The sequence below is a fragment of the Roseovarius sp. genome (genome assembly GCF_048262375.1).
Classification (GTDB): Bacteria; Pseudomonadota; Alphaproteobacteria; order Rhodobacterales; family Rhodobacteraceae; genus Roseovarius.
In genome coordinates this window covers 1-10,891 of record NZ_JBLXFE010000043.1, presented here as the reverse complement: position 1 = coordinate 10,891, position 10,891 = coordinate 1, and the positions used below count along the sequence as shown (strand labels likewise).

The window sequence follows — 10,891 nt, the reverse complement described above, 5'->3', positions numbered from 1 at the left end:
GATTCGGTTCTAGCGCAAAGTGGGTCTGTGCGACCAGAAAAGAGGGGACGGCGTGAGCCGTCCCCTTTGAGTGGGAGAGATATGCTGGTGCCGCACCGGTTACTGAAAAACAGCCCCCGGATTGTCTAGACTGTCAGAACCTTCGAATTCGAGGGCTGACAGACCGAGCGCTGCGACGACACGCTCGATCGACCTGGTTTGCACGGTAAGGGCATCCACAGCGGCCTGAACGATCTCGTTCCCCCGTGTGTTTCCTTCCGCAAGCATCTGGTCATAACGCTCCCCTTTTTCCGCAGTGTCGGAGAGGGAGGTCATCTTGTTCATGGTGGCATCCAGGGCGGCGCGCAGTTCCGTGTCCGCGCTGCTGTCCTTGCCGGAGACGAAAGCGGAGAGGCTTGCGCCTTTCACGACGGACCCGTCGGTCCGCTTGTATTCGCCGAGATAAACATTCCGGATACCGAGGGCATCATTGTAGTGCGAGCGATGGGTGTTATCGCTGAAGCAGTCATGCTCTTCCTCGGGATCGTGCAGCATCAGGCCAAGCTTCATCCGCTCACCGGCGAGCTCGCCGTAGGAAAGGCTGCCCATGCCGGTCAGGATGGTGGCGATCCCGCGATCCGCGTCGCCCTCAACCAGACCGGTGCGCGCGGCACCGCCGTCAGCCCACTGGGCCGTCATCCATGCCAGCTCATCGACAAGCATGTCTGTCGTGGTGGAGAGATAGGCAGCGCGTCGGGCGCAGTTCCCGTGTGTGCAGTTTTCCGTGCTGAAATCCGTTGCCGGGCGGGCGCCGGCACCAGGGCCGGTACCGTTCAGATCCTGGCCCCAGAGCAGAAATTCGATGGCGTGATAGCCGGTCGCGACGTTGGATTCGATCTCGTCGATTTCGTGCAGGGACTGGACAAGGTCACGGTCGATGGTGCTCGCATCCAGTTCCTTGCCGGCGATAACCGGTTTCGGATTGGCGATCACATTGGCCGTGTAATAGGGGTTTCCGTCCGATTCCGTGCCGTAGATGTCCGTCTGCACGTAGTCGATCAGGCCTTCGTCCAGCGGCCAGGCATTCACCTTGCCTTCCCAGTCGTCGACGATGGCATTGCCGAAGCGGTAGGCCTCTGTCTGCTGATAAGGCTCACGAGCCTCAATCCAGGCGCTGCGGGCCGCATCAAGTGTGGCGTCCGTCGGCTTGGCGACCAGTGCCGCGATCGCGCTCTGGAGTTTCTTGGCGCCTGCCAGGGAGTCCCCATAGGCGGCTGCCGCGATGTCCGAATAGGTTTTGATGATGTCTTTCTTCGCGCTCGTGTCGTCTGCCTGAACAGGCGCGGCGGAAAGACCGCCTGCGATTGCAAAGGCCGCAATCGCCATTTTCGTCAGTGATTTCGTTCGCATATCTCGTTCTCCAAAGACCGTCCGCGAGATCTCCGTCTCGCTGGTTCCGACGTCGATGAAGGGACCTTATTGAAAGTCATTCTCAATTGCAACAGCAAATAAGTGACTAAATTGGTCTTCTTTAAAAATGATATAAATCAGTTATTTGGAATGTTTTTGCTGGCCGTATGCCGGAATTAGCGGGGAGGAAGGTCGTCTGAAATCGTTTCGAGAACCAGTGATGCATATACATCTGAATGTGCGACCAGTTCCGCCAGTTGCAGATCATTCAGATCCATCTTGATCCGGACACCGCCTTCACCCTGGGAAATGAAGTGCCCGTTGATGGTGATGCGAGTCCCCGCAAGGCGCACATAAACCGGGCCGTCAGCAATCGGCGGAAGCTCTCCGGTAAGGCGCATGCCGACCAATGAGATATCAGCGATTTTCGCCGGCCATGATTCGGAGAATTCCGGCGACAGCGACATTTCGGCCAGCAATGACGAATCCCTGCGTGAAAATTCACGCCGGTTGCCGGGCACGCTGGTCATGGGCTTGTTCGTGTTTGCTGCCATTTGCTCAGATCTAATCGAGAATGCCGGTGCAGTTCTCGACTTTCGCATGGTTCCAAATCGTTCCGAACTGTACCGAATCGGTAAAGTTCGCGCCACTGATCTTGGCCCGGGAGAAATCCGTGCCCTGCAATACCGCACCGTTGAAGAGCACGGGGATTGATTTGCCGGTGCGCTGTTGTTGTGCGTTGTAGATTTCAGCAACCTCAAGCCGGGCGCCGTGGAACTTTGCTTCAACCAGGCTGGCATTTGCGAAGATCGTCCCGCGCAATGTGGCACCAACGAAGCTGGCCCGGCTCAGGTTGGCCCCGGAAAAATTCACCAACATCAATTCGCACTGATTGAACTGCGTGCCCTCGAGCTGGGCATCGGCAAAAAGGGCGCCACGCAGATCGCAGCCGGTCAATACGAGATCCTTCAGATCCATCCCGCCAAAATTGGCCCGCTCGCCTACTTCGCCGTCCGAGATAATCCACTGGCTGTGCTGCCGGATGATTTCCGCGATGTCGTCGGGCAGATCGGCGCCGTTTTCCAGTGTGATGGCGCCGTCCAGGTTGGTGTTGTGGAGGGTCGCCTTGGACAGATCGACGTTGCGCAGATTTGCGCCGGAAAGATCACAATTGGTCAGGTTTGTTCCGGTGACGGACGCACCGGCAAGCACGGCGCCGCGCAGTTTGGAGCCGGTAAGATCGGCGCCGTTCAGTATCGCTCCGGCCATATTTGTTGCATGCATGTTGTCATCGGCGAACATGGTGCCGATTGCCCGGGTGTTCTTCAGATTCGCATCCTGCAGATCCGCACCTCTCAGATCGGCGTCATTCAGAGTGGCGCTGTCGAGGTTCGTGCTGACAGGACCGCCGCTGTTGTTGCGGGACCAGCGTACGATCTGACCGGGCCGGAGATCCGCATTCACCATTGAGGCGCCGGTCAGGTCCGCCATGACGAAATTGGCGCCGCGGACATCCGACTTGTTGAAGATCGTGCCTTGCAGGTTGGCCCAGGCAAAGTTCGATCCATACAGATCGGCCTCGCTGAAGTCGCTGCGCACGCAGGAGCTTTCGGAGAATTCGGCGCAGGGCAGAACAGCTTGCGACAGGGAGATATAGTCGAAGCGGCAATGCGAAACGTCGAGATCGTCGTTTTTCAGACGCAATCCGCCAGGCCGCCCGGAGAGATAGGTATGGTGGGACTTGATCGCCGCCATAACCTCTTCAGGGACTGGTTTGAGTTCAGTGTTATCAAATGCCACGGTCATGACGCTTCAATACCCCGGTCGTTTCTGAGTTGTACTCAGAAGGTCTTCTTATTTCGATGTTGGCCTTCACATGATGAACCTCATGCGTGGGCTGTTTGAGCGCATGGGAGTTTCCGGCCGCCATGCGATATCCTAGTCTATGGGCAATTCCTTTACACAAGGTGAATCTCCATGCAGGACGGCATTCAAAGACATCACGCCTCGGGGCGGCGCGACGATCTGCGCCTGTCTCTGAACCGGTTGTTGTTCGAGCTGTCCCAGTTCGGCTCGAATGCCGTTGTTGGCTGGCGCCCGTCGGGTAAGGGGCTTGAGCTCATTCTGTTACCTAAAACCCGTTTGTTCGGGCTCAAGAATCCGATCAACCGGGTATTTGAAGGCCCTCGTCATCTGAGTGATGGCGCATTCAAACAGGTTGCGGATTTCATCGGAGGCCAGCCGACCGAGATCAGGCTGGAATTTCCCATTGGCGGCGGGCCGAACGGGTTGTCCCACGAGGATGTCGAATCCGTGATGTCGAGATACTCGATCGGTTTCGCGCCATTTCGCACGGTTTTCCTGATCGACGTGGTCGGATTCTCGAAGCACACCCCCGAAGAGCAGGCCAGCCATCTCTCCACGCTGAAATTCAGCCTGTCTCTGGCCGAGGCGACGCTCCAGCGTGCGGGATTGCCGATGGCGATGGGGCGCTCGACAACAGGTGACGGTTATTACGTATGGAATCTGGAGACCGGCCTGGACGAGGATGTCAGCCTGTTTGTCCTGATGGCGCTGTTCTCGCTTTACTACAAGAGCCTGCAGCGCGAGATGGCGGACAAGATGCCTTTGCCTGATCTCCGTATGGCCCTGAGTGGCGGCAGCCACTACGTGTTCTACGAGCCGAGCCCGAAATATGTTGCCCGGCATGAATATATCGTCGGGGACGTGACCATTAACGCGGCCCGCTTGATCGGCAAGGCGCGGGCGGACCAGATTTTGGTCGGGGATTGGTCAAACACCCTGGAAGGTCCGGAAGCCTGGACCGCGCAACGCTATGTTCTGGCGGCAAACAAGGTTCTCAGCGGCTTCAAGAAGCTGAAAGTTTTCGGCGATGAGGTCAAGGAGAGCCAATTTTACTTAACCGGCCCGAAAGACGAAGAGCGGTTCCGTAATCAGAAGATCAAGATCATCGACAAGCATGGCTTCGAGCACATTTGCTACAATGCCAAGGTCAATACGCATATGAAGGATGGCAGCGCGGTTTTCTCGGGGCTGCAGCACAGCGAGCTTCGGGGGACGGCAAAGATCTGAGGCGCGGTGTCGGGTGCGCTACTTCACAATGCCATTCATATCGACGCCATCGAATTTCACCGCGTTCAGGTTCGCGGTGCTCATGTCCGTTTTCCGGATTTTCCCCGTCCGTTTCCCGTCCGCTCCGAAGATCGGCATGGCGCCGACATGGGCGTTCGACAGGTCGGCGCCGCTCATGAAGGCCCCTTTGAAGTTTGTGCCGAACATCAGTGCACCAGTCAGGCTGGCATTCATCAGGTTGCACTTTTCAAGATCCGCCAGCACCAGGTTGGCGAAAGACAGGTCCGCATCGCTGAGGTCGCAGGAATAGAGTGAGACCCCGGTCAGGTTCTGCCGCCGCAGTTTGAGCTTCCTGAGAGACATGGACTTGATGATCGCACGGCACCCGCGGGCACCGTTCGATTGCAGCCATTCGAAATGCTGCGCGAGAGCGGTGCGCAGCTCCGGGGGCAGGGACTTGAAGTCGCCGCTTGTGTCCAGATCGATGCTGAGCCTGACGTTGTTGATCTCGTCGAGCGCATCGGAATCGATTTCGGCTTTCGCCAGGGCCTCTTCGCTGACCATGCTGTTCGCGAAGCGGGCCCCTTTCAGGATTGTCCGCTCAAGTTTGGCATTGGTCAGCCGGGTGTCCGAAAGATCCGCATCTTCCAGATTGGCGCCCGTCAGGTCGACATTTGAGAGATCCGAGCCGAACAGCTCTGCCCCCTTCAGATTGGCTTCCCTGAGGCTGGCGCCGCTGAGATCGACATTGGAGAATTTTGCACGCTGTCCGCGGGCGAAATCCATCAGGCATTCGCTGAGGTCGCTCTGTTCCATGCCGAGGGATTCCTCGGGCGAGTCTCCCAGCACCAGTCCGCCGCGGAAGTCCGCGTCTTCCAGGTCCGCATGAGACAGATCGGCATTCTTCAGATTGACCCCGCGCAGGATCGTGCGCTTGAGTTTGGCCCGGCGCAGGTTCGCGCCCTGCAGCTTCGCGCCGAACATATCGGACTCGCTGAAATCGGCGCCCTCGAGCTTGGCATTCTGCAGATGAGTGCCAACCAGGACGGCGCGGGCGAGTAAGGCATTCTGAAGGTTGATACCCTGCAAATTCAGGCGGGACAGGTCGCACTGTTTGCCCCCGGGCTTACGCTGGAGCCACTTCTTGTGTTCTGCCAAGAAGGTGCCCATGAATTTCTGGGCGTCCTCTTGCAGAAGATGCTGATCTAATGACCCTGAGGCCATAGAGTCCCCCTAAACCTGAATTATCCGATGCTGAGCAGACGCAAAGCAAGCAGTATGGTTGCTTTGTAGAAGGTTTTATATACCAGATCGAGTTTCATATTGATCTAGCCTACCACGACTATTGGTGGGATTTTTCACTTGGCTGTCTTAAGTCGAGAAAAAACGGTGCGCATCGCCGCGCCAACCTCCGGTACTGTTTCCCGGAGTTTCAGTGAAAGCAGAAGGGCCGAACCCGATGGACTTTAAGAAGATCGACGAAAACTATGCCGCAAAAGGTCAGGTTTTCCCTCAGGAAATGAGTGAAATCGCGGATCTCGGGTTCAAGACGGTCATCAATAACCGCCCGGATGGCGAAGAGATGGGGCAGCCGGTTGGTGACGATCTCAAGGCCGCCGCGGAAGCCGCAGGCCTCTCCTATGTCTCTATTCCGATAAGCTTGCCGACTTTGACCCCGGAACTGGTCGCGGAACACCATGCGGCGATGGAAGCAGCCGGCGGGCCGGTTTTTGCGTTTTGCCGCAGCGGAACCCGGTCGACCATCCTGTGGGCGCTTACCCAGGTGTGCTTTCACGGGAAATCCATTGCCGAGGTGACATCCGTGGCCGCGCGGGAAGGATATGATCTATCCGGTGTGGAGCCGTTGCTGGAAGGATACAGGGACGTGCTTGGCAGATAAGCCGGGGGCATGGAGCCTGACATATAAGGAATTCGTGCAAAGGTATGAATGAAGGCCATTATTTTATTCTGCCTTTGCAAGAATAAAGTTAAATTATACTTCTGCGCTCAATCCGATAAAAATTTTAGACAAAATAGAATTGAATGGTAAGTTGTTGCCTCGATCAACCTGTACTCTGGTGCAGGTTGATACGCTTCCTATTTGGGGTAAGAGGCGTTGCAATTAGAAACGGATGCGGTTCTGGGCAGTACGACGCTTAATGCGATGTATGCCTATTGGATCGGTATAAAAGGCGGGAATGAAATCCCGCTGCGGCGTGATCTTGATCCGACGGAAATTGGGCCGGTTTTGCTGCCGTACAGCCTTTTGGCCGACGTGGATACGCGTACGCAGTCGGTCCGGCACAGGGTCGTGGGCACAAATTTCACGGATTTTTTCGGGCGGGACATTACCGGGATGGAATTGTCCACCGTCCTCGAAGGCAATTATCTGGAATTCATTCGCGGTCTCTACATGCTTGCCTGCGAGCAGCGCGTTGCCGTGGTTTCGCACAGCAGGTTCCGGTGGGATCAGGGGCGCCTGGTGAAGGCTTCCCGGCTTATGATGCCGCTGTCCAAAGACGGATCGCGCTCCGACATGTGTTATACCTGTCAGGTCTTCGAAACGGGTGAAGGCCCGATGCCGCCGCAGGTTTTCATCGCTTCGGACGGCGCCACCGCGGACGGCTCCCCCTCGCAGAGTGCCTGGGAAGATGTCTCCCAAAAGTTTTCCCATTTAAGTGCCGACGTCATCTGAGGCCGCACTCGATTAGATAACTTCTTTGTCATACCGTTATGGTATCGGCAGGGGTGATCAATTCGGATGGATGATATGGGACATACCTTCGATCTTGCGATCGTCGGCGGGGGGATTTGCGGGCTGGCAAGTGCGCTCGCGGCCTCGAAGCGCGGCAAACGGGTCGTCGTCATCGACCGGGACGCGCAATCGAACGGGGCATCGATCCGTAATTTCGGCTTCGTGACCGTCACCGGGCAGAAACAGGGGGAGACCTGGGAGCGGGCGTACAAGTCAGCTTCCATCTGGCGCGATATTGCCCCCAAGGCCGGCATCCCGGTTCTGCATGATGGATTGCTGGTGACGGCCCAGAGACCGGAAGCGGTCGCCGTCCTCGAAGAATTCGCCGCCACCGATATGGGGCGCGGCTGCACGCTTCTGACCGCGGAAGAGACCAAAGAGAAGGCACCGATGCTGGGGCAGAAGACTGTGCTCGGCGGTTTGTGGAGTCCGCATGAAGCGCGGGTTGAGCCGCGTCAGGCTCTGCCGCGGCTGGCGCAGTATCTGGAAGCCAGTTGCGGTGTGGAATTCCGCTGGTCGACGGCCGTGACCGGCGTGTCACCGGAAATAGTCGAGACCACCTCCGGGACGATCCGGGCGGAGTCGGTCATTGTCTGCCCCGGCCCCGACATCGCGACGCTCTATCCGGAGCGCCTTGCATCCTACAATCTCCGGCTCTGCAAGCTGCAGATGCTGCGGGTTGCTCCGCAGCCGCCGGAATGGAAACTGCCGGGCGCGATCATGTCGGATCTCAGTCTGGTGCGCTACGAAGGCTATACCGGCTGCGCGGCCTCCAAGGTACTGCGCGCGCGGCTGGAGCGGGAGCAGCCGCAATGGCTAGCACACGGCATCCACCTGATCGTGGTACAAGGTGCGGACGGCTCTCTCGTCGTCGGTGATTCCCACCATTATGCAACAACCCCGGATCCTTTCGCGCCGGCGGTGGTGGAAGATCTGATCATGGAGGAAGCCGGCCGGATGCTGCAGCTCGAGAACCCCAGGGTGATCGAGCGCTGGACCGGTATCTACCCGTCCGCGCCGGACCGGACCGCTTTCATCGATACGCCGGAGGATGGGGTGCGGCTGCTGGTCGTCTCCAGCGGCACCGGCATGAGCACCGCCTTTGCCCTCGGTGAGGAGACCATTGCCTCGCTTTACGGGACTGCCGCCTAACCGAAAAGGAATTTCAGATGTCCACCGCCGAGAACCACGTCAAAGCCGTTATTTTCGACTGGGCCGGAACCATTGTCGATCACGGCAGCCGGGCGCCGATGGGCGTTTTCCAGCGAGCGTTCGCCGCGTTCGATGTCGAGATTTCCATCGATGAGGCAAGGGCTCCGATGGGCCTGCCGAAATGGGATCACATCAAGGCCGTCGGCACGCAGCCGCGCATTGCGGAGGCATGGCAACAGGCCCACGGGGCGGCGTTCTCCGACAGCGATGTTGACCGGATTTACGAGATTTTCGTGCCGATGAATGTCGATGTGGTTCCGGACTTCGCCGATATCATTCCGGGCGCGCTGGACACGGTCGCGGCATTGCGCGGGCGGGGCATGAAGATCGGCTCCACGACCGGGTATAACCGGGAGATCATGGAACGGCTGGTGCCGATCGCGCGGGAGCGCGGCTATGCGCCGGACAACATGGTCTGCGCCGGAGATCTGTCGCACGGCCGTCCGTCGCCACTGATGATGTATAAATGTTTCCTCGATCTCGATGTCTGGCCGGCCTCGGCCTGCATCAAGGTGGATGACACAGAGCCGGGCATTGCCGAAGGTAACGCGGCCGGCTGCTGGACCGTCGGGGTCACGGTTTCCGGCAATGCTTTCGGGTTGTCGCTGGAAGAAACCGAGGCGCTGGACGAAGAGGCCTTCGCGGAGAAGAAACGGCAGGCCGAAAAGACGTTGCGGAGCTGCAATCCGCATTATCTGATCGATAGCGTCGCGTCACTTCTCGACGTCGTGGACGATATCGAGGCCCGTCTGGCGAAGGGCGAACGTCCCTAGAGAATCGGGTGCGGGGGCGTGTAATCGCGCTCCCGGTCACTAAATATAAAGAGATTCATGAAATCATCTCTCTGTGACGTGGCGGTGCCGCCTCTTGCTTGCTATGGCTGGTCCGTCACGCTGTTTGGCACCCTCATTCCGAATTGACCGACCAATGATCACTCCTCTCAACCGCCTTTTGCGTTACCGGCTCGTCATTCCGATCCTTCGCGGAACCGGATTGCCGGATTACACGGCGCGGGGCGTGGGCATTGGTGTCGCGGTTTCGCTGACGCCGCTGGTCGGTGTGCAAATGCCGATCGTGGCGGGCATCTGGTCTTTGCTCCGGCTGCTGCGCCCGTCCTGGACCTTCAATCTGGTCGTGGCTCTCGCCTGGACCTGGGCGACCAACGTTTTCACGGTTCCGATCGTCTATTACATCTTCCTGCAGACCGGGAACCTGATGCTCGGCCGTTGGGAAAACCTGACGGCGTTCGGGCATTTCTCGGACCGGCTGGACATGATCCTCAGTCAGGATGTGTCCGGAATCACGGCTGTCTGGGTCTATCTCATGGCGATGCTGGATGAATGGGGCCTGCCCCTGTTCGTCGGCTGCGTGCCATGGATGGTCGCCGGCGGCTGGATCGGGTATCGTTGGAGTCACATCTATATCGAGCGTTTCAAAACCGCGCGACGCGAACGACAGGCCCGGAAGGCCGAGCGCAAGCAGGCGGCGCTCAAGCTCAAGACCGGCCAGCAGGCCGCCGACAGTCATCACTGATTTCATCTCGTTTGATACGGAAGGAGCAGCTATGCGGGGGCATATGCTCAAGAGCAGTCCGGAAACGGTTCATTGGGGGTTCTTCGACGCTGGTCTGGAGCCGGCCCTGACCGTTGCCTCGGGCGAGGAAGTCACCATTCAGTCGATCTCCGGTGACACGCCGGTGCTGCCCGGCGAGGGATACACGGTTCTGCCGGAACATCAGGCTGTTATCGATCAGGTGCGCCCGGGATTGCCGGGGCACATTCTGACCGGCCCGGTCTATGTCGAAGGCGCGAAGCCCGGCCATGTGCTGCAGGTCGATATTCTCGACGTGAAGGTGCGGCAGGATTGGGGTTTCAATTACAGCGCGCCGCTCAAGGGTGCGCTGCCGGACGATTTCGATGAAGTCACGCTTTCCATCATCGCCATCGATACCGAGCGCAATATCGGCCGCCTGCCGTGGGGGCTGGAGTTGCCTCTGAATCCGTTTTTCGGCGTGATGGGTGTTGCACCGCCGCCGGTCTGGGGCCGGGTCAGCACCATTCAGCCGCGGGCGAATGGCGGCAATCTGGATAACAAGGAACTGGTGGCGGGCACGACGCTTTACCTGCCGGTCTTCGTCGAAGGCGCTCTGTTCTCCGCCGGTGACGGGCATGGCGCCCAGGGCGACGGGGAGGTCTGCGTGACGGCGATCGAGACGGCCCTTGAAGGCCGCTTCCGCCTGACCGTGCGGGATGACATGAGCCTGACCCTGCCGCGCGCCGAAACACCGGACCATTTCATCACCATGGCCTTCAACGAGGATCTGGACGAGGCTGGCCGGGATGCCCTGCGCCAGATGCTCGACCTGATCACGGCCCGCACGAACCGCAGCCGGGCCGAGGCCTATATGCTGTGCAGCCTTGCCGCGGATCTTCGTGTTACCCA

At 58.7% G+C, this 10,891-nt stretch carries 11 protein-coding genes; 7 read left to right on the top strand and 4 right to left on the bottom strand.

Going from position 1 to position 10,891, the window contains the following annotated elements; all coding sequences use genetic code 11:
* Window positions 1-99 precede the first annotated feature (99 nt).
* The 3 genes from ACN0SW_RS19605 to ACN0SW_RS19595 all read right to left on the bottom strand — a co-directional run bounded on the left by ACN0SW_RS19605 (window position 100) and on the right by ACN0SW_RS19595 (window position 3,195).
* The gene (locus tag ACN0SW_RS19605) at window positions 100-1,389 is read right to left on the bottom strand and encodes an imelysin family protein (protein ID WP_417729597.1); all 1,290 of its coding nucleotides are present in this window, start codon (window positions 1,387-1,389) and stop codon (window positions 100-102) included.
* A 176-nt stretch (window positions 1,390-1,565) separates the two neighbouring features.
* Complete coding sequence (locus ACN0SW_RS19600) at window positions 1,566-1,919, bottom strand: hypothetical protein (protein WP_417729596.1); 354 nt, start codon at window positions 1,917-1,919, stop codon at window positions 1,566-1,568.
* A 34-nt stretch (window positions 1,920-1,953) separates the two neighbouring features.
* Window positions 1,954-3,195, bottom strand: a complete 1,242-nt coding sequence (locus ACN0SW_RS19595) for a pentapeptide repeat-containing protein (RefSeq protein WP_417729595.1) — start codon at window positions 3,193-3,195, stop codon at window positions 1,954-1,956.
* A gap of 171 nt (window positions 3,196-3,366) precedes the next feature.
* Between ACN0SW_RS19595 and ACN0SW_RS19590 the strand changes: the two genes are divergently transcribed.
* Window positions 3,367-4,482 (top strand): hypothetical protein, encoded by a 1,116-nt coding sequence (locus ACN0SW_RS19590; protein WP_417729594.1) that lies wholly within the window; start codon window positions 3,367-3,369, stop codon window positions 4,480-4,482.
* 18 nt (window positions 4,483-4,500) lie between these two features.
* Here the strand turns inward: ACN0SW_RS19590 and ACN0SW_RS19585 are convergent, their stop codons facing one another.
* On the bottom strand, window positions 4,501-5,652 hold the full coding sequence (locus ACN0SW_RS19585) for a pentapeptide repeat-containing protein (protein WP_417729593.1): 1,152 nt from the start codon (window positions 5,650-5,652) through the stop codon (window positions 4,501-4,503).
* 265 nt (window positions 5,653-5,917) lie between these two features.
* Here ACN0SW_RS19585 and ACN0SW_RS19580 point away from each other — a divergent pair, with 265 nt between their 5' ends.
* The 6 genes from ACN0SW_RS19580 to ACN0SW_RS19555 all read left to right on the top strand — a co-directional run.
* Window positions 5,918-6,382: a TIGR01244 family sulfur transferase gene (locus ACN0SW_RS19580; RefSeq protein WP_339856420.1), complete on the top strand. Its 465-nt coding sequence runs from the start codon at window positions 5,918-5,920 to the stop codon at window positions 6,380-6,382.
* Between the two features lie 216 nt (window positions 6,383-6,598).
* Window positions 6,599-7,177, top strand: coding sequence for a PAS domain-containing protein (locus ACN0SW_RS19575; RefSeq protein ID WP_417729592.1), 579 nt, complete (start codon window positions 6,599-6,601; stop codon window positions 7,175-7,177).
* A 75-nt stretch (window positions 7,178-7,252) separates the two neighbouring features.
* Window positions 7,253-8,389: a TIGR03364 family FAD-dependent oxidoreductase gene (locus ACN0SW_RS19570; RefSeq protein ID WP_417729591.1), complete on the top strand. Its 1,137-nt coding sequence runs from the start codon at window positions 7,253-7,255 to the stop codon at window positions 8,387-8,389.
* A gap of 17 nt (window positions 8,390-8,406) precedes the next feature.
* A complete protein-coding gene (gene phnX / locus ACN0SW_RS19565; protein ID WP_417729590.1) occupies window positions 8,407-9,222 on the top strand; it encodes a phosphonoacetaldehyde hydrolase in 816 nt (271 codons plus the stop codon).
* 154 nt (window positions 9,223-9,376) lie between these two features.
* The gene (locus tag ACN0SW_RS19560) at window positions 9,377-9,982 is read left to right on the top strand and encodes a DUF2062 domain-containing protein (protein WP_339856410.1); all 606 of its coding nucleotides are present in this window, start codon (window positions 9,377-9,379) and stop codon (window positions 9,980-9,982) included.
* A 31-nt stretch (window positions 9,983-10,013) separates the two neighbouring features.
* The coding region (locus tag ACN0SW_RS19555; RefSeq protein WP_417729589.1) for an acetamidase/formamidase family protein at window positions 10,014-10,891 on the top strand (878 nt) is incomplete at its 3' end.